Source organism: Amycolatopsis sp. NPDC059027, from assembly GCF_042739735.1.
In the GTDB taxonomy this organism is placed as follows: Bacteria; Actinomycetota; Actinomycetes; order Mycobacteriales; family Pseudonocardiaceae; genus Amycolatopsis.
Genome location: NZ_JBHYIK010000019.1, coordinates 96,365 through 113,710 on the forward strand (window position 1 = coordinate 96,365; position 17,346 = coordinate 113,710).

Genomic DNA, 17,346 nt, shown 5'->3' on the forward strand with positions numbered 1-17,346 from the left:
TGATCACGCGAGATCGCCGGGTCAGCCGGCGGGTTTGACCTCGGTGGCGGGGTTGCCGTCGACGGCGGCGGTGAGCTGGGGGACGAGACGGTCCAGCTCGTAGGGCAGGCTCAGCGGGGAGACGAAGGTGATCGAGCGGCCGTAGGTGCTGCCGTCCTCGACGAGGACCTCGCGCTTTTCCTTGGCCACCTTGAGCTGTGAGTAAAGCTTGTCCTTCGACAGGGTGCCCTGGCCGTTCGCGATGCTGTCGACGATCCAGACGAGCGCGTCGACGTTGAGCAGGTCGGTGCGCTCGGCGCTGATGTTCGCGCCGAACTTGTCGCCGATGGTCTGGTCGAGGTTGTCCGGGAGCTTGAAGCCCAGTGACGTCAGGACGCGGGAGCGCGGGTCCTGGCTGCCGAAGACGAAATAGCCCTCGTAGATCGTCGCCATCAGCGCGGTCTTCCCGGCGAACTCCGGGTGCTCCTGCTTGGCCTTCGCGAACTTCGCGTCGACGTCGGTGACGAGCTGCTTGGCCTCCTTCGCCTTGCCGACGACGGCCCCGACCTTCTCGGTCTCCTCCTGCCACGGGATGCCGAAGTCGTTGTACTCCTTGGGCTGCGCGACCACCGGGGCGATCTTCGACAGGGTGTTGTACTGCTCCTGCGTGAGGCCCGAGTACAGCGCCAGGATCACGTCCGGCTTGAGCGCGGCGATCTTCTCGAACTGCGGGCCGTCCTTGTCCTGCAGCACCGTCGGCAGCGGCTTGTCACCCAGCTTGTCCTTCGCCCACGGCCCGATCGCGCCCGGGTAGTTCCCGTTCCACTCGGTCGTGCCGACCGGGACGACGCCGAGGGCCAGCAGCGCGTCCTGCTCGGTCAGCCCGACCGTGACGACCCGCTGCGGCGCCTTCTCGATGGTCGTCTTGCCGTACTTGTGGTCGATGCTCACCGGGAACGCGTTCGGATCGGCTCCGGTGTTCTGCGTGCCGGACGTCTTCGCGTCCGAACCGGAGCCGCACGCGGTGAGCGCGCCGGCGAGCAGCACGGCTGAGGCGAGCGCCCCCACCACACGGGCGCGGCGGCGCCGGGGGGACAGCAGGGAGATTCGGGCCATGGGTGGTCCTTCGGTCGAAACTCGATTAATCAGGTTTGCCTAACCTAAATCCACGAGGTCGGTGGACGCAAGGAACACGGCGCGGGTCACGTCCGCTGTCCGGACCAAGCCGCCCACAGCGTCGCGTACCGGCCTCCGGCGGCGACCAGTTCGTCGTGTGTCCCCATCTCGACGACGGCTCCCGCGTCGAGCACGACGATCCGATCCGACGTGGCGGCCTGGGTGAGCCGGTGCGCCACGACAAGCCCGGTTCGTCCGGCCAGTGCGGCCGCCGCGGCGGCTTCGAGGGTTTTCGCGCCCGCGCTGCCCGCTTCGGCGGTGGCCTCGTCGAGGATCGCCACCGGGGGATCGGCCAGCACGAGCCGTACCAAGGCGAGCTGCTGCGCCTGGGTCACCGTGAGCTGGTGGCCGCCCTCGCCGACGACGGTGTCGAGGCCGTCGGGCAGCGCCTCGGCCCAGCCGAGTGCCCCCACGACGTCCAGCGCCGTCCGCAACTCGGCGTCGGTGGCTCCGGGTTTGGCAAGGCGCAGATCCTCGGCGAGTGGCCCGCTGAAGACGTGCACCTCCTGGCTGATCAGCGCCACCGCGCGGCGGGCCGCGTTCCCCGAGCCGAGTTCGACACCGCCGATCGACACGGAACCCGTGCCCGGCCGGTGGATTCCGGCGACGAGCTTGGCCAGCGTCGTCTTCCCGGCACCGCTCGCCCCGACGAGCGCGACCCGTTCCCCGGGCGCCACATCGAGGTCGACGTCCCACAGCACTGGATGTCCGTCCACATAGGAGTGTCCAAGGGAGACGGTCTTGACCGAGGCGTCGATCGGCCGTGCGGGTCGTTCCGGTTCGGTCGTGGCGGGCAGATCGGCGACGCCGATGATCCGTGCCAGGCTCGCCGCCGCCGACTGCGCGTCGTCGACGAGCGCGAGCGCGACGTTGATCGGATTGAACAGGCTGTGGAAGTACAGCGCGGCCGCCGAGGCGACACCGACCGTCGCCGTGCCCGCGCCGACCAGCAGGAACCCGGTCGCGAGAATCGCGGACAGGCCGACGAACTCAGCGAGGTTGAGGCGGGAGAAGAACCGCGTCATCAGGCGGACGCCGCGCAGCGCGAGGCCGACGGCGGCGTCCGAGCGATCCCGCACCCGGTCGATGTGGGCGCCGGCGAGCCGGAACGCGCGGACGGTCGGTGCGCCGCCGATGGTGTCGAGCAGCTGTTGCTGCTGCGCGCCGACCGCCTCGCGCTGGGCGGCGTAGACCGGCTTCGCCCGCCGGACGTACCAGCGGACGGTGTGCAACTGGATCGGTGCGGCGATCAGCGCCGCGATCAGGAACCGCCAGTCCAGCACGGCAAGCGCGACCAGCGTCAGCACGATCGTCAGCACGGACCGCGCGAGCTGCGGCAGCGCCTTGCGGACGGCGTCGGCGACCACGGAGACGTCGTTGGTGACACGGGCCGTGAGATCGCCGGACCCGGCGCGTTCGACCTGCTCCAGCGGCAGGTGCAGCGCGCGCTGCACGAAGCGTTCGCGCAGTTCGGCCAGCATCGTCTCGCCGAGCCGGGACACCAGCGACATGCCCAGCGCCGTCGCGATCGCCTGCGCGACCGCGACGAGCGCCAGCGCCACCACCGGGGTCACGAGTTCGGCCGCCGTGCGGTGCCCGGACACGATGTCGACGATCCGGCCGAGCAGCGGCGCGGTGAGCAGGCCGATCGCCGTCGCTCCGACGAGCAGGGCGAACGATCCGGCGGCCAGGAACCTTGCGCGGCCGAGAAGTTCGCCGAGGACGGCACGGATCCGCTGCCCGGAGGCGGTCGGCAGCAGCTGGTTGTCCACTGTGGATGGAGAGGTCACGAGAGCACCACCGCCCGGTAGTCGGCCCGTTCGGCGACCAGGCCGGTGTGCGTGCCCTCGCCGGTGACGCGGCCGCCGTCGAGCAGGACGACGCGGTCGGTCGCGGCCAGCAGTGCGGGGCTGGTGGTCACCAGGATGGTGGTGCGGCCGCGACGCAACCGGGTCAGCCCCTCGGCGATGCGTGCCTCCGTGACGGTGTCCACCGCCGTTGTCGGATCGTGCAGCACGAGCACCGGCGCGTCCGCGGCGAGTGCCCTCGCGAGCGCGACCCGCTGCCGTTGCCCGCCGGACAGCGAACGTCCGCGTTCGGACACCGCCGTCGCGACTCCCGAGGGGAGCGCCGAAGCGACCTCGTCGGCCGCCGCGGCAGTCATCGCCTCGGCGGTACGAACGCCGCCCGCCCGGACGTTCTCCGCCAGCGTTCCGGCGAAGAGATCCGCGTCGTGGGCCGCGACCAGCACTACCTCTCTGAGTCGTTCGGGGTCCACTGTGGACAGTGGGGCCGCGTCGACCAGTACCGAGCCGGACGCCGGATCGGCAGTCCGGCTCAGGCAGTCGAGCAGCGCGGTGGCGTCCCCGGGATCGGCGGCGACGACTCCGAGCAACTCGCCGGGCCGCGCTTCGAGGTCGATCTCGCGCAGTTCTCCGTGGGAGACGGCGGAAAGCCGGACATGGCCGGTCGCCGGAGACGGCAGCGCGGCCGAGCCGCCGTCGACGGCGTGCGGCGCGGAAAGCACGGCCGCGATCCGGCCCGCCGAAGCCCGGCCCTGCGCCAGATCCGAGTTGACCTCGGCGAACACGGAGAACGGGGTGATGAGGTACTGCGCGAGACCGACAGCCGCGACGAGGTCGCCGACGCTGATGTGGCCGTCGAGCGCGAGCTTCCCGCCGACCAGCGCGACCACCGCGATGAAGATCCCGGTCAGCGCGAGCAACGCGCCGTTGTGCCAGGCCTGCGCCCGCGCCGCGCGCAACGTCGCCAGCAGCGAGGAGTGGCTCGTGCGGCGGTAGCGTTCGATCGCGGCCGGTTCGGCGCCGATGCCCTTGAGCACCCGCAATCCGGCGACGAGGTCGGTGGCGACGCCGGAGGCGTGCGCGGACCGTTCCTGTTCGGCCTCGCTGCGCCGTTCGAGGGGTTTGCCGATCAGGTGCGCCAGCACCAGGATCGGCGGCGTGCCGAGCAGGACGAGCAAGCCGAGCGGGACCGACATCCGCAGCAGCATGACCGCGCTGACGAGCAACCCGGACAACGCAGCGACGCCGAACGGGATGATCGCGTCGACGACGCCGACCCGCCGGGCGTCCGAGGTCCCGATGCTGACGAGTTCCCCGGCGAGGTTCCCGGTTTCGGCGCCACCGCGAGGGTGTAGCACGCGGCGGCTGACCTCGATGCGGAGGTCGTGCGCGCTCCGTTCGGCGGCGCGCTCCGCGGCCCGCGCGCCGAAGCGGTAGCAATTGGACAATCCGGCGAACACGGCGCCGAGGACGGCGAGCCAGCCGAGGAGGACCCAGCCCGAGCCACCGGCGACGGCCTGGTCGATCACGACGCCGATGATGACCGGGACCAGCGCTTCGCCCGCCTGGTGTCCCGCGGCCAGCGCGGAGGCGAACACGATCGGACGTCGCTGGCCGGCGATCGCGCGCCGCAGCACGTCCCGGCCGGTGATGCTCGCTGCCGTCACCGGCACCTCCGTATCGCTCAGGGGCTGGGTCGCGGGATAGGTAAGGCTAGTCTAAGTGCGGGCCCTCGTTGTCCCCCGTCCGGGCGTTCGGTTAGCCTCGCCTCAGTTCCCCGAGCCCGGAGGTTTCGTGACAGCGACGACGGCGAGTCCGCCGGTTCACGAGGGCAGTCCACCGGGAGCGCGGGGCCGGACCCTCCGCTCCGCCGGGCTGCTGGTGGCGCTCGCCGCGCTGGGGCTGGTGTTCCTGCTGAGCGTGTGGGTCGGCTCGAAGGGGATCCCGTTCACCGACACCTGGTCGGTCCTGTGGCACAACGACGGCTCCGCCGACGCGATCATCATCCACGACCAGCGCATCCCGCGGACCCTGCTCGGCGCGCTCGTCGGCGCCGCGCTCGGGCTGGCGGGCGCGGTGATGCAGGCGCTGACCCGTAATCCGCTCGCCGATCCCGGGCTGCTCGGGGTCAGCAACGGCGCCGCGGCCGCGGTCGTCTCGGCCATCGCCTTCGCCGGGGTGACCGGTGTGCTCGGGTATGTCTGGTTCGCCTTCCTCGGCGCGGCGGTCGCGGCGGTCGCGGTCTACGTGCTGGGCGCGGCGGGCCGCGGCGGCGCGACCCCGGACCGGCTCGTGATGTCGGGCGCGGCGATGAGCGCGGTGCTGATCGCCTACATCAACGCGATCCTGCTGATCGACCCGAAGACGTTCAACCAGTTCCGGTTCTGGGACGTCGGTTCGCTGTCCGGCCGCCGCTGGGACGTGCTGGCGCAGCTCTCGCCGTTCATCGGTGTCGGGATCGTGCTCGCGTTGTTCCTCGCCCGCCCGCTCAACGTCCTGGCGCTGGGCGAGCAGACGGGCAAGGCACTCGGCGCGCACATCGGCCGGACGCGGGTGCTCGGCGCGATCGCGGTGACCCTGCTGTGTGGCGCTTCGACGGCGGCGATCGGGCCGATCGCGTTCATCGGGTTGGCGGTGCCTCAGGCGGTCCGCATTCTCGTCGGTCCCGATCAACGCTGGGTGCTGCCGTATTCGATGCTGCTGTCCCCGATCCTGCTCATCGGCGCGGACGTCCTGGGCCGGATCGTCAACCCGCCACAGGAACTCCAGGTCGGCATCGTGACGGCGTTCCTCGGTGCGCCCGTTTTCGTCGCCCTCTGCCGCCGCCGGAAGCTGGCCCGGCTGTGAACGTGGTGAAGGAGCGGCAAGGCCGCGTGCTGCGTACCCCGGGCGGCTCGGTGTCGATGCGGGTGACCCCGCGTGCGCTGATCGCCGGCGCCGTCCTGCTGGTGGCGGTGCTCGTCGTGAGCGCGATCAGCCTGACCACCGGTGATTACCCGGTGTCGGTCGGCGACGTCGTGAAGACACTTTTCGGCTTCGGCGACGCCGGCACCGAGTTCATCGTGACGACGTTGCGGCTGCCCCGGCTGCTGACCGGCTTGCTGGTCGGCGCGGCACTCGGCGTCAGCGGCGCGGTTCTGCAGAGCCTGACCGGGAATTCGCTCGGCAGCCCGGACGTCATCGGCTTCACCGAGGGGTCGGCGTCCGGCGCACTGCTGGTGATCGTGCTGGCGCACGGCGGGATGCTGGAGATCGCGGCGGGCGCGCTGGCGGGCGGGCTCGTCACCGCGCTGGTCGTAGGGCTGCTCGCGGCCCGGCGCGGGGTGCAGGGTTTTCGGCTGATCCTCGTCGGAATCGGCGTCTCGGCGATGCTTGTCGCGGCGAACAAGTACCTGATCACGCGAGCTTCGGTGCCGGACGCGGTGTCGGCGCAGGCCTGGCTCGTCGGCGGGCTCAACGGACGCGGCTGGGAGCACGTCGTCCCGATGCTGGTCGCCGTCGCGATTCTGCTGCCCCTCGCGTTCGGTTACGGCAGGCGGCTTTCGTTGCTGGAGATGGGCGACGACTCCGCGAAGGGGCTCGGCGTCCCGGTGGAGCGGAGCCGGATCGTGCTGATCGCGGTGAGCATCGGGCTGGCGTCGGTGGCCACCGCGGCCGCCGGGCCGATCACGTTCCTCGCGCTGGCGGCGCCGCAGCTGGCGAAACGGCTGGCGCGCTCGGCCCGGCCGGCGCTCGGTTCGGCCGCGTTGCTGGGAGCGCTGCTGCTGGTCGGCAGTGATCTGGTCACGCAGCGCGTGTTCGGGGAGGAAGGCCTGCCGGTCGGGATCGTGACCGGCGGGATCGGCGGGCTGTACCTGATCTGGCTGCTCAGCCACGAATGGCGCCGCAACCGCGGCTAAGTGCGAGCCGGAGTGTCCACTTCGGACTCGACGGGGGCGGGCTCGCCGAACCGGGCCAGCGCCAGCGCGGCCGCCACGGCGAGGACGAACCCGGCGACGGCGACGATCGCGAAGCCCGGCCGCGTCCGGTCGCCGAGTGCGAAAATCCCGATCAGCGAAGGGAAGACCGTCTCGCCGAGGACCATCATCGCGGTCGAGGTCGTGACGCTCCCGCGTTGCAGCGCGGTCGCGTAGAACAGCATCGCCATCGGCCCGGCGACCACCACCGTGTAGGTCGCGGGGTCGGTGAGCAGGTCGAGCGGGGCGAGGCTCGGGATGACCCGGCCCGCTATCGCGACGGCGCCGAAGCACAGGCCCGCCACCAGCCCGAGCGCGGGCGTCCGCACCCGGCGTCCCGCCTTCCCGGCGACGAACCCGCCGATCCCGAGCACCACGACGGCGCCGATCAGCACGAGCCGGAACCCGAGCCCGACCGGATCCGACCCCTCGCTCTCCGCCGACGTCCCGAGGAGCGCGAGCCCGGCGCAGACGAGGCCGACGGCGGCCCATTCCCGGCCGCCGAGCCGGATGCCGAGCACCCGCGCCGCGACGGCGGTCACCGCGAGGCTGGCCGCGAGCGCGGCCTGCACCACGAACAGCGGCAGGACGTGCAACGCGGCGATCTGGGCGACGAAACCGAGGACGTCGAGACCGACACCCACCACGAACCGCCACTGGCCGAGCACCCGCACCAGCAGCCGCGGATCGACCCCGGCGCGGTCGTCACCGCCGTTGTCGGCGGCGCGGGCGGCCACCGCCTGCATCACCGAAGCGACGCCGTACGCGCACGCGGCGCCCAAGGCGCAGAGCAGTCCCCACCACATGAGCCCAGCCTAGAGGTCGCGTTGCTCGCTGTAGGGTACGCGTCATGTCGAACGAGCGTTCGAGGATCGCGGAGCCGGTCGGCCGGTCGTGGCCGGCGAACATCGCGGACGACGAACTGCGCCTGCAGTGGGAGTTCCTGGCCTTCCTGCGCGCCACCGCGGTGAACAAGGTCGCCGGGCTGAGCCGCGCACAGGCCGCGGCGACCCCGCTGACGACATCGCCACGGATGAGCGCGCTGGGGGTGCTCAAGCACCTCACGGCGATGGAGCGGTGGTGGCTGTCGATCGAGGCCGGCGGCGCGGACCTGCCGTCGTTGTGGGCGGGTTCGCCGGATCCGAGCTGGGACCTCACGGGCGACGACGACCCGGTGTCGGTCGTCGGGGCCTATCGCGCGGAATGGGCGCACGCCGCCACGTCCACGGCCGGGCTCGGCGCGGGGGACCGGGCACGGCGCTCGCCGGACGAGTTCACGGTGCGCTGGATCCTCGCCCACGTCGTCCAGGAAACGGCCCGGCACGTCGGGCATCTGGACGTTCTGCGGGAGCTGGCCGACGGCGAGACCGGTGAATAACCGCGCGCCTTCCGGTGGCGCCAGCCGGTATGCTGAACGCGTGGCCGTCGTAGCGGAAACCCGCCGATTTACCGGCCCCCTGGCCCCCATCGGGCGCCGCGGGGAACCGGTGCCACCACACGCGCGCTGACCCGCCTCGCCGAGCGCTCCGGGGTCAAGGGGGAGAAGTCCCACCCGATCCCGTTCCGCTCAGGAGGCTTTGTCATGTCCATCCTCAGTTCCGCCCAGCTGGCCCGCGACCTCGCCGTACGCGATCTCAGCGATCCCACGGCAGGCCCGCACGCACTCCAACTCGTCGTCGAACGCGCCGTCAATGCGTTGGCGGCGTTGTGGGACTGCGAGATCCGCTGGTGTCGCGGCGACCGGATCGTCACCGTCGAGGACAACTACGACAACCTCGGCTACGACCCCGCCGACGTCACCCGCGACGCGCGCTACACCCGCTACGTCGACGAGCACCACATGCTGCGCAGCCATTCCAGCGCGCTGATCCCCGCCGCGCTGCGCTCGCTCGCCGCGGAGCCGGTCGACGATGTCCTGCTCGTGTGCCCCGGCGTCGTGTACCGCCGCGACAGCATCGACCGCCTGCACACCGGCACTCCGCACCAGCTCGACCTGTGGCGGATCACCCGGGGCGCGCCGATGGACGGCACCGCGCTGCACGGGATGATCACCGCGCTGCTGGCCGCGCTCGTGCCCGGCAAACCCGACCGCCGGGAACCCCGCCGTCATCCGTACACCCTCGGCGGCGTCCAGGTCGACGTCGAGCACCACGGCGAATGGGTCGAAGTCGCCGAATCCGGCGTCGCCCATCCCGGGGTCCTCGCCAAGGCCGGGCTGGACGGCGCCTGGTCGGGGCTGGCACTCGGCATGGGACTGGACCGGATGCTCATGCTGCTCAAGGGCGTTCCGGACATCCGGCTGCTGCGCTCGGCCGAAGCGGGCGTGGCTGCCCAGCTGGGCGACCTCGAGCCGTACCGGCCGGTGTCGGCGATGCCGCCGGTGCGCCGCGACCTCTCCATCGCCGTGGACGCCGACGACCTCGCCGAAGATCTCGGCGACCGCGTCCGCGACGCGCTGGGGCAGGACGCCGACAGCGTCGAATCGGTGGACATCCTCGCGGAGACGCCGTATGCCGAGCTGCCGGCGCGGGCGGTGGCGCGGCTCGGCGCGAGCCCGGTGCAGAAGAACCTGCTCGTCCGGATCGTGCTGCGGCCGCTCGGCGCCACGTTGTCCGATCACGAGGCCAACGTGCTGCGGGATCGGGTGTACGCCGCGCTGCACCGGGGCACCGTCGCGCAGTGGGCGGCGGGCGGGTCCTAGGGTGGGCCCATGGCAGATCGGCTGTACTTCCGGCAGTTGCTCGCGGGCCGTGACTTCGCGGTCGGCGACCCGGTGGCGACCCAGATGGTCAACTTCGCCTACCTGATCGGCGATCGCGAGACCGGCGACGCGGTGGTCGTCGACCCCGCGTACGCCGTGCGCGATCTGCTGGACGTGCTCGCCGCCGACGGCATGCGGCTCACCGGCGTGCTCGCGACGCACCACCATCCCGACCACGTCGGCGGCGAGATGATGGGGTTCTCGCTGCCCGGTATCGCCGAGCTGCTGGCGATCGAGCAGGTCCCGATCCACGTCAACGGCGCCGAGTCGGAGTGGGTGCGCAGGGTCACCGGGGTGTCCGGCACCGACCTGCGCACCCACGACCACGACGACGTCCTCGAGGTCGGAGCGATCCCGATCCGGCTGCTGCACACTCCCGGGCACACACCGGGCAGCCAATGCTTCCTGGTCGAGGACAAGCTCGTCTCGGGGGACACGCTGTTCCTCGAGGGCTGCGGCCGCACGGACTTCCCCGGCGGCGACGCGGACGCGATCTTCCGCAGCCTCCAGTGGCTGGCCGGGCTGCCGGGGGACCCGGTGGTCCATCCCGGGCACCAGTACTCGCCCGCGCCGTCGGCAGCGCTGTCGGAGGTCAAGTCGACGAACTTCGTCTTCCGGCCGCGCTCGTTGCAGGAGTGGCACCAGCTCTTCGGCGGCTGACACGGCCTCGTCTCAGCTGTCGAGACCGTACAACGCCGCCGCGTTGCCCGAGGCGAACTTCTGACGGTCCACATCGGACGAGAAGTGCCCGAGGAGGGCGTCGATGTCCTCTTTGGACGGATGCTGGAAGGGATAGTCGGTCGAGAAGATCAGCCGGTCGGCCGAGGTCACCGACAAGGCGTGGTGCAGGAGCGCCGGGTTGAGCATGCCGGACGCGGTGATGAAGAAGTTCGACCGGAGGTAGTCCGAGACCTTGCGCCGCAAACCGGCGACGCGGGAAAGGCTGTCGGCGCGGTCCAGCCAGAACAGCAGCATTTCGCCCCAATGGCCGAGCACGACCTGGAGATCCGGATGCCGGTCGAACGTGCCGCGCAGAATCAGCCGCAACGCCGCGGTCCCGGCGTCCAGATGCCATCCCCAGCCGAAGGTGGCGAGGGCGAGATCGGTCGTCGGGTCGAAGCCGCGGTAGGACGCGTCGCGCACAGCACGCGACGGTAGTTGAGGATGGATGAACACCGGTTGGCCGAGTTCCGCGGCGGCCGCGAAGAAGTCGTCGTAGACGGGGTCGTCGAGGAAGCGGTCGCCCGAACGGCCGTAAACCATGGTGCCCACGTGGCCGAGTCCGGCGGCTCGTTCCAGCTCGCCCGCGACGTCCTGAGGTGCGGACAAGGGCAAGGTGGACAGTGCGCGGAACCGGGACGGGTTTTCGCGCACGGCCGCCGCGGCCGTGTCGTTGGCGGCGCGGCTCAACCGCAGTGCCTCGTGGGGCGGCAGCGGCTGGGTGCCCGGTGGTGTCAGCGCGAGGATCGACACGTCGATGCCCTGCGCGTCCATGGTCGCGATGCGGCCGGCGCCCAGATCCTCCAGCCGCTGCTGATGGTCGCCCATTTCGTTGAAGGCGAGGCTTTCGTCGCGGACCTCGGGCGGTAACGCGGTGAGGGCGGACGTCAGTTCCGGCAGGATCCAGTGTTCTTCGATGGCGATGAGAGTCATGGTTCACCCTTCGTTGGTGGCTGGGACGACTGGGTAGTGGCTTTCCCGCGGGGAACGCCCGGGGAAGGCCGCGTGCGAGAGCGCCGCGACTACGGCGAGCGCGGCGATGGTGATCGCCATGGGGACGGCGGAATGGCTGTCGCCCAGGCTGACGAGCGGGGAAACGAGGGCGGCGAGCCCGAACTGGGCCGCGCCGAGGACCGCCGATCCGGTGCCGGCGGCTCCGGGAACCGCGTCGAGGGCGATCGCCGTGGCAGGACCGAGGATGAACCCCAATGCCGACACCGCGAAGAAGATCGGGACGGGCAGCCAAACGGCGCTGACGGGCAGCAGTGCGAGGGCGAGCAACGCGAGTGAAGCGATGAGAAGCCAGAGGACGCCGATGACGAGGATGCGCCGCGGTTCGCCGCGACGCAAAAGCCGCGATGCTCCCGCGCTGCTCAGTACCAGGCCGAGCGCGTTGAGCGCGAACAGCAGGCCATAGCTGACAGCGCTCACCCCGATGACGGTCTGGTACAGGAAGGGTGACGCCGAGATGTAGGCCATCAGGACGGCGAACGAAAAGACGAAGGTGGCCGTGGTGGACACGTAGGCGCGGCGGCGCAACAGGCGGAATCCGCCGCCCCGGACCGTTCCTCTTTTCCCGCGCGGCAGGCTTTCGCGCACGATCACCGCGGACCCGGTGAGCATGGCCACGGCCAGCCCCGCCAGGACGGCGAGGACTCCGCGCCACTGGACGTGATCGACCAGAAGACTGCCCAGCAGCGGAGCGACCACCGGGGCGACACCACTGACGATCATCATCAGGCTGAAGGCTCGGGCGGCGGCGCGGCCGGTTTCGAGGTCGGCGATGATCGCGCGGCCGATGACCATGCCCGCCGCGGCGCTCAGTCCCTGTACGAGGCGGGCGGCCAGGAGGATGCCGATCGTGGGCGAAAAGGCGGCGAGGACACTCGCGGCGACGAACAGCCCCGAACCGGCGAGTAGCGGCCCTCGCCGTCCGAGCCTGTCGGACACCGGCCCGAAGACGAGCTGACCCGCGGCGAGCCCGAGCAGGAACATCGTGAGGGTCAGCTGGATGGCCGTGTCGCTTGTGCGGAGGTCGGCGGCCATGCGCGGGAACGCGGACAGGTAGAGGTCGATCCCGAACGGCGCGACGCTGGCCAGCAGCGCGAGCGTGAGCAGGAGCGGGACGGTGATGGTGCTTCGGGGCGAGCTGGTCACCGAATCTCCTATCGAGTGATAGCTATCAATTGACAGCAAAGATAGCATCACGGAGTGGATGAAGCGCAAACGTCACGGCTGTTCGAGCTCGCCGACCTGATCCTGGCGGTCGGGCGGCAAATCCACGCTGCCAAGGAGAACGCTGCCAAGGAGTTCGCGGCCGAATCGTGGACGCCGCTGGAGAGCGCGGTGATGCGGTTCATCGACCGGAACCCGGGCACGTCGGCCGGTGCGGCGGCGGAGGCGACCCAGCTGATCTCCAGCAACTTCAGCAGGGCGGTGCGGAGCCTGGAGAAGAAGGGCCTCGTGCGCCGCGACGTCGATCAGCGCGACGGCAGGCGGGTTCGGCTGTACCCCACCGCGCGGGCGCGGGAGAACCTGCGGCAGCTCCGGGAAATCTGGAGCGGCCTGCTCGACGGGATCGTGTCCGATCCCCAGGAGATCGAGGCCGTGAACGCGATCCTGCGCCGCGTCGAAACCGGACTCGGCGCGCGAGCCCGCCGGGGCACCCAGCCCTGACGGCCAACCCGCGGGGAGTCCGCCGTGCAACCGTTCCTGCGGATTCGTTCACATCCCGGGACGCGCGGTCCACTGGTTGACTCGGTGCCGCGGGCGCGACGATGCTCGGGACCATGAACCGCGGCGCTCTCCTGGTTGCCCGTCTGCACGTCGATCTCCGGCAGCAGGCGAGCGCGGTCTGTCCGGCAGGCTGATTCGCGCCCCGGCGTTCGCCGGCCAGTTTCCCCTTCCCCTGAACGAAGTCCGGAGAAATCCGTGTCCTTTTCCACGGGCGTGCTCGCGCGCGCCGAACCGGCCGTGCCCGAGGCACCGCCGCGCCGCAGACGGTGGCGGCTGCCCAACCTGCGCCGCTGGATCAGCCCACTGGCGCTCCTCGCGATCTGGCAGATCGCGAGCGCCACCGGGATCCTGTCGCCGGACAAGCTCAGCTCACCGTGGACGGTGCTGAAAGCCGCGGGCGAGGTCGTCCGCAGCGGGGAGCTGGGCACGGCGTTCGCGGTGTCGATCGGCCGGGTGGGCGCGGGGTTCGCGCTCGGCGCCGTCGCCGGGATCGCGCTCGGCGTCCTCGCCGGGCTGTCCCGCTGGGGCGAGGCGCTGGTCGACCCGCCGGTGCAGATGCTGCGGACCCTGCCGTTCCTCGGCCTGATCCCGCTGTTCATCCTGTGGTTCGGCATCGGCGAGCAGACGAAGATCGTCCTCGTCGCGCTCGGTGTCGCGTTCCCGCTGTACCTCAATGTCCACTCGGGAATCCGCACCACCGACGAACGGCTCGTCGAGGCCACCCGCGCGCTGGGTTTCAGCCGGTCGGAACGACTTTGGCACGTCGTGCTGCCGGGCGCGCTGCCGCAGGCGCTGGTCGGGCTGCGGCAGTCGCTGGGACTGGCGTGGCTGGCGCTGATCGTCGGCGAGACGGTGAACGCGGACGCCGGAGTCGGCTACCTCATCAACAACGCGAGGGACTTCCTGCGCACCGACGTCGTGGTCGTCGGTCTCATCGTCTACGCGCTCCTCGGGCTGGTCACCGACGCACTGGTCCGGCTCTTGGAAAGGAGGGCGTTGCGATGGCGCGCCCGGTGACGGTTTCGGGGCTGACCAAGCGGTTCGGTGACCGGACCGTCCTCAATGGACTCGAATTGACGATCGGCCGCGGCGAGTTCGTCGCGCTGCTCGGCCGCAGCGGTTCCGGAAAGTCCACCTTGCTGAAGGTGCTGGCAGGGCTCGACGGCGACGTCGAGGGCATCGCCGACGTCGAGGGCACGGTGTCCGTCGCGTTCCAGCAGCCGAGGTTGCTGCCGTGGCGGCGGGTGTGGCGCAACGTCGTACTGGGGCTGCGCCAGGACGGTGTCAGCCAGGCCCGCGACCGCGCGCTCGCCGAACGCGCGCTGGCGGAGGTCCAGCTCGGCGCGCACGCGGACGACTGGCCGCTGACGTTGTCCGGGGGCGAGGCGCAGCGGGTGTCGCTCGCCCGCGCGCTCGTGCGGGAACCCGACCTGCTGCTGCTCGACGAACCGTTCGGCGCGCTCGACGCGCTGACGCGGATCGCCATGCACCGCCTGGTCGAAGACCTGTGGCGGCGCCACGAACCGGCCGTCCTGCTGGTGACCCACGACGTCGACGAGGCACTGCTGCTCGCCGACCGGATCCTGGTCCTCGGGGAGGGCCGGATCGTCTCCGAACACGCCCTCGGCCGCCCCCGGCCGCGGGCGCTCACCGATCACGTCGAGGTCCGCGCGCGGGTGCTCGAAGACCTGGGAGTGACCGAAAATGCGCTGGCGTAGGACGATCACCGCGGCCGTGTCCGTACTGGCCCTCGGTGCGCTGACCGCCTGCGGCGCGTCGGAAGGCTCGACCGGGAAGGCCGCGGTTCCCGGCCCGGTCTCCGCGGCGGACCTGGCGAAGGTGACGCTCAAGGTGGGCGACCAGAAGGGCGGGGTGCAGGCACTGCTCACCGCGGCGAACCTCCTTGGCGATGTCCCGTACAAGATCGAATGGTCGACGTTCACCTCGGGACCGCCGCTGCTCGAAGCGGCGTCGGCGGGCGCGATCGACCTCGGCCGCGTCGGCAACACGCCGCCGATCTTCGCCGCCGCGGCCAAGGCGAAGATCGCCGTGGTGAGTGTCGCCACCAGCAACGTCGAACGCGAGGCGCTGCTCGTGCCGCCCGACTCGCCGGTCAAGGACGTCGCTTCGCTGCGGGGCAGGACGATCGGCGTTGCCAAGGGCAGTTCGGCACACGGCCAGATCCTCAACACCTTGCGGAAGGCTGGACTGTCCACAAAGGATGTCCAGCTGTCCTTCCTACAGCCGTCGGAGGCCTACGCAGCGTTCACGCAGCACCGCATCGACGCCTGGGCGATCTGGGATCCGTACACCGCGCAGGCTCAGCTCGACGCGGGCGGCCGGGCGATCGCCGACGGCCGGGGCAGCTCGAACGGGCTGAGCTTCCAGGCCGCGAGCACGGCCGCGCTCGGCGACGCCGGCAAGAACGCCGCGATCAAGGACTATCTGATCCGCGTGGTCAAGGCGCAGAAATGGGCGGACACGCACCGCGCGGAATGGGCGAAGGCGTGGGCACAGGGGACCGGGTTGCGGCTCGACGTCGCGCAGAAGTCGGTCGACGCGGGCCGGGACCTGCCCACCCCGCTCGACGACACGGTGGTGAAGTCGGAACAACAGCTCGCCGACGCGTTCGGCGAGGACAGGACCCTGCCGGGCAAGGTGGACTTCGCGTCCTTTGTGGACCGGCGATACGGGCTCGAGCTGGAAGCCGTGAGGAGCAACGGATGAGCGTCACGCTGCACTGGTTCCTGCCCACCAGCGGGGACGGCCGGACGATCGTGGAACGCTTCCACGCCAACAAGTCCGCCGGACCGGCCGCGCAGCGGGACCCGGACATCGGCTACCTCGCCCAGGTCGCCCGCGCGGCCGAGCGCCAGGGCTTCGAAGGTGTGCTGACGCCCACCGGCACGTGGTGTGAGGACGCCTGGCTGACCACGGCCGCGTTGATCCGGGAGACCGAACGGCTGAAGTTCCTGGTCGCGTTCCGGCCGGGCGTCATCTCGCCGACGCTGGCCGCGCAGATGGCCGGGACGTTCCAGCGGCTGTCGGGCGGCCGGACGCTGCTCAACATCGTCACCGGCGGCGACGCCGTCGAACAGCGCCGCTTCGGCGACTGGCACGACCACGACCAGCGCTACGCCCGCACCGACGAGTTCCTGTCGATCGTGCGCGGGGTGTGGTCGGGCAAGCCGTTCGACTTCTCCGGCGAGCATCTGAAGGTCGAGGGCGCGACTACCCTGGCGGTGCCGGATCCCTTGCCGCCCCTGTATTTCGGCGGTTCCTCGCCTGCCGCGCTCCCGGTTGCCGCGCGGCACGTCGACGTCTACCTGACCTGGGGTGAACCGCCCGCGCAGGTGGCCGAGAAGATCGCCAAGGTCAGGGAGCTCGCGGCGGAACACGGCAGGACACTGCGCTTCGGCGTTCGTTTGCACACGATCTCGCGCGATACGTCGGCCGAAGCGTGGGCGGAGGCGCAGAAACTCCTCGACGCGTTGAGCCCGGAGCAGGTCGTGAAGGCGCAGAGCCAGCTGGCGGCGAGCGAGTCGATCGGCCAGCAGCGGATGGTCGCGCTGCACGGCGGCCGCCTCGACGCCGGGGTGCGCGGCCTGGAGATCCACCCGAACCTGTGGGCAGGGGTCGGCCTGGTGCGGGGCGGCGCGGGCACGGCGCTCGTCGGCAGCCACGCCGAAGTCGCCGACCTCATCGAGGAATATCACTCGGTCGGAGTCGACGAGTTCGTCCTGTCCGGCTACCCGCACCTGGAGGAGGCGTACTGGTTCGGGGAGGGCGTCCGTCCCGAACTGGCGCGGCGCGGCCTGCTCGCCGATGTCCCGGCCCTGCGATCAGCCCACCCGGAACGCAACGTCGCCGCGCTCTGACGCGAGGCGGAAAATTCCCACCTTCATGGGCTGGGGCTTTCTTCATATCCCCGCACGCCGAGTTTATGGGAGAGTTCGTCGAGATACCGCAGCGATAGCCACAATTCGGCCTGCCGTTGTGCGGTTTCGACCTCCGGCGATCCGACCGGGGTCTCCTCGTAGTCCGACTCGCCGGGCGATGTGTGCAGCAACCATGGGTACTTCGCTTGAGGCGTCGACCGAAGCAGCCAGGTCCGGCCGTCCGATTTCACACGGTAGGTGTCCCGGTTGACAGGTGCCCACTTCATCACGTCGGAAACGGTACGGAATCTTCTATCTGAAACGCGAGTTCAAGT

At 70.9% G+C, this 17,346-nt stretch carries 17 protein-coding genes; 10 read left to right on the plus strand and 7 right to left on the minus strand.

What is annotated here, in order from left to right:
* Nucleotides 1-21 precede the first annotated feature (21 nt).
* From ACFWY9_RS15655 to ACFWY9_RS15665, 3 genes are all read right to left on the minus strand, one after another.
* Complete coding sequence (locus tag ACFWY9_RS15655; RefSeq protein WP_378339134.1) at nt 22-1,095, minus strand: iron-siderophore ABC transporter substrate-binding protein; 1,074 nt, start codon at nt 1,093-1,095, stop codon at nt 22-24.
* 86 nt (nt 1,096-1,181) lie between these two features.
* Nucleotides 1,182-2,927, minus strand: coding sequence for an ABC transporter ATP-binding protein (locus ACFWY9_RS15660; protein ID WP_378339152.1), 1,746 nt, complete (start codon nt 2,925-2,927; stop codon nt 1,182-1,184).
* A 14-nt stretch (nt 2,928-2,941) separates the two neighbouring features.
* Complete coding sequence (locus ACFWY9_RS15665; RefSeq protein WP_378339135.1) at nt 2,942-4,627, minus strand: ABC transporter ATP-binding protein; 1,686 nt, start codon at nt 4,625-4,627, stop codon at nt 2,942-2,944.
* A gap of 127 nt (nt 4,628-4,754) precedes the next feature.
* On the opposite strand from ACFWY9_RS15665, the gene ACFWY9_RS15670 reads away from it, so the two are divergent.
* Complete coding sequence (locus ACFWY9_RS15670) at nt 4,755-5,807, plus strand: FecCD family ABC transporter permease (RefSeq protein WP_378339136.1); 1,053 nt, start codon at nt 4,755-4,757, stop codon at nt 5,805-5,807.
* A gap of 56 nt (nt 5,808-5,863) precedes the next feature.
* The gene (locus tag ACFWY9_RS15675; RefSeq protein WP_378339153.1) at nt 5,864-6,859 is read left to right on the plus strand and encodes a FecCD family ABC transporter permease; all 996 of its coding nucleotides are present in this window, start codon (nt 5,864-5,866) and stop codon (nt 6,857-6,859) included.
* Here ACFWY9_RS15675 and ACFWY9_RS15680 read toward each other — a convergent pair.
* Nucleotides 6,856-7,722 carry a hypothetical protein gene (locus ACFWY9_RS15680; protein ID WP_378322648.1) on the minus strand — a complete coding sequence of 289 codons (867 nt, stop codon included), beginning with the start codon at nt 7,720-7,722 and terminating at the stop codon, nt 6,856-6,858. The two genes, ACFWY9_RS15675 and ACFWY9_RS15680, sit on opposite strands and share 4 nt — an antisense overlap.
* Before the next feature lie 44 nt (nt 7,723-7,766).
* Here ACFWY9_RS15680 and ACFWY9_RS15685 point away from each other — a divergent pair, with 44 nt between their 5' ends.
* The 3 genes from ACFWY9_RS15685 to ACFWY9_RS15695 all read left to right on the plus strand — a co-directional run bounded on the left by ACFWY9_RS15685 (nt 7,767) and on the right by ACFWY9_RS15695 (nt 10,337).
* Complete coding sequence (locus ACFWY9_RS15685) at nt 7,767-8,294, plus strand: DinB family protein (RefSeq protein WP_378322649.1); 528 nt, start codon at nt 7,767-7,769, stop codon at nt 8,292-8,294.
* Nucleotides 8,295-8,498: 204 nt separating this feature from the next.
* On the plus strand, nt 8,499-9,617 hold the full coding sequence (locus ACFWY9_RS15690; RefSeq protein ID WP_378322650.1) for a hypothetical protein: 1,119 nt from the start codon (nt 8,499-8,501) through the stop codon (nt 9,615-9,617).
* A gap of 9 nt (nt 9,618-9,626) precedes the next feature.
* On the plus strand, nt 9,627-10,337 hold the full coding sequence (locus ACFWY9_RS15695) for an MBL fold metallo-hydrolase (RefSeq protein WP_378322651.1): 711 nt from the start codon (nt 9,627-9,629) through the stop codon (nt 10,335-10,337).
* Nucleotides 10,338-10,349: 12 nt separating this feature from the next.
* On the opposite strand, the gene ACFWY9_RS15700 is transcribed toward ACFWY9_RS15695, so the two are convergent.
* Together ACFWY9_RS15700 and ACFWY9_RS15705 are read right to left on the minus strand one after the other, a co-directional pair.
* Complete coding sequence (locus ACFWY9_RS15700) at nt 10,350-11,330, minus strand: amidohydrolase family protein (RefSeq protein ID WP_378322652.1); 981 nt, start codon at nt 11,328-11,330, stop codon at nt 10,350-10,352.
* A 3-nt stretch (nt 11,331-11,333) separates the two neighbouring features.
* Nucleotides 11,334-12,554 (minus strand): multidrug effflux MFS transporter, encoded by a 1,221-nt coding sequence (locus ACFWY9_RS15705; RefSeq protein ID WP_378339137.1) that lies wholly within the window; start codon nt 12,552-12,554, stop codon nt 11,334-11,336.
* 54 nt (nt 12,555-12,608) lie between these two features.
* Here ACFWY9_RS15705 and ACFWY9_RS15710 point away from each other — a divergent pair, with 54 nt between their 5' ends.
* From ACFWY9_RS15710 to ACFWY9_RS15730, 5 genes are all read left to right on the plus strand, one after another.
* Nucleotides 12,609-13,073: a MarR family winged helix-turn-helix transcriptional regulator gene (locus ACFWY9_RS15710; protein WP_378322654.1), complete on the plus strand. Its 465-nt coding sequence runs from the start codon at nt 12,609-12,611 to the stop codon at nt 13,071-13,073.
* A 255-nt stretch (nt 13,074-13,328) separates the two neighbouring features.
* Nucleotides 13,329-14,150, plus strand: a complete 822-nt coding sequence (locus tag ACFWY9_RS15715; protein ID WP_378339138.1) for an ABC transporter permease — start codon at nt 13,329-13,331, stop codon at nt 14,148-14,150.
* Nucleotides 14,135-14,851: an ABC transporter ATP-binding protein gene (locus ACFWY9_RS15720; protein WP_378339139.1), complete on the plus strand. Its 717-nt coding sequence runs from the start codon at nt 14,135-14,137 to the stop codon at nt 14,849-14,851. The genes ACFWY9_RS15715 and ACFWY9_RS15720 overlap by 16 nt, the downstream gene beginning before the upstream one ends.
* Entirely contained in the window at nt 14,838-15,860 is a 1,023-nt protein-coding gene (locus tag ACFWY9_RS15725; RefSeq protein ID WP_378339140.1) for an ABC transporter substrate-binding protein, read from the plus strand. Before ACFWY9_RS15720 ends, ACFWY9_RS15725 begins: the two co-directional genes overlap by 14 nt.
* Nucleotides 15,857-17,011, plus strand: coding sequence for an LLM class flavin-dependent oxidoreductase (locus ACFWY9_RS15730; RefSeq protein ID WP_378339141.1), 1,155 nt, complete (start codon nt 15,857-15,859; stop codon nt 17,009-17,011). The genes ACFWY9_RS15725 and ACFWY9_RS15730 overlap by 4 nt, the downstream gene beginning before the upstream one ends.
* Before the next feature lie 23 nt (nt 17,012-17,034).
* Here the strand turns inward: ACFWY9_RS15730 and ACFWY9_RS15735 are convergent, their stop codons facing one another.
* On the minus strand, nt 17,035-17,301 hold the full coding sequence (locus tag ACFWY9_RS15735; RefSeq protein ID WP_378339142.1) for a hypothetical protein: 267 nt from the start codon (nt 17,299-17,301) through the stop codon (nt 17,035-17,037).
* Nucleotides 17,302-17,346: the final 45 nt, after the last annotated feature.

Coding starts and splice junctions, on each gene's coding strand:
- ACFWY9_RS15700 (WP_378322652.1), bottom strand. CDS start 11,330: ATGACTCTCATCGCCATCGAAGAACACTGGATCCTGCCGGAACTGACG.
- ACFWY9_RS15680 (WP_378322648.1), bottom strand. CDS start 7,722: ATGTGGTGGGGACTGCTCTGCGCCTTGGGCGCCGCGTGCGCGTACGGC.
- ACFWY9_RS15695 (WP_378322651.1), top strand. CDS start 9,627: ATGGCAGATCGGCTGTACTTCCGGCAGTTGCTCGCGGGCCGTGACTTC.
- ACFWY9_RS15655 (WP_378339134.1), bottom strand. CDS start 1,095: ATGGCCCGAATCTCCCTGCTGTCCCCCCGGCGCCGCCGCGCCCGTGTG.
- ACFWY9_RS15720 (WP_378339139.1), top strand. CDS start 14,135: ATGGCGCGCCCGGTGACGGTTTCGGGGCTGACCAAGCGGTTCGGTGAC.
- ACFWY9_RS15690 (WP_378322650.1), top strand. CDS start 8,499: ATGTCCATCCTCAGTTCCGCCCAGCTGGCCCGCGACCTCGCCGTACGC.
- ACFWY9_RS15725 (WP_378339140.1), top strand. CDS start 14,838: ATGCGCTGGCGTAGGACGATCACCGCGGCCGTGTCCGTACTGGCCCTC.
- ACFWY9_RS15730 (WP_378339141.1), top strand. CDS start 15,857: ATGAGCGTCACGCTGCACTGGTTCCTGCCCACCAGCGGGGACGGCCGG.
- ACFWY9_RS15675 (WP_378339153.1), top strand. CDS start 5,864: ATGCGGGTGACCCCGCGTGCGCTGATCGCCGGCGCCGTCCTGCTGGTG.
- ACFWY9_RS15685 (WP_378322649.1), top strand. CDS start 7,767: ATGTCGAACGAGCGTTCGAGGATCGCGGAGCCGGTCGGCCGGTCGTGG.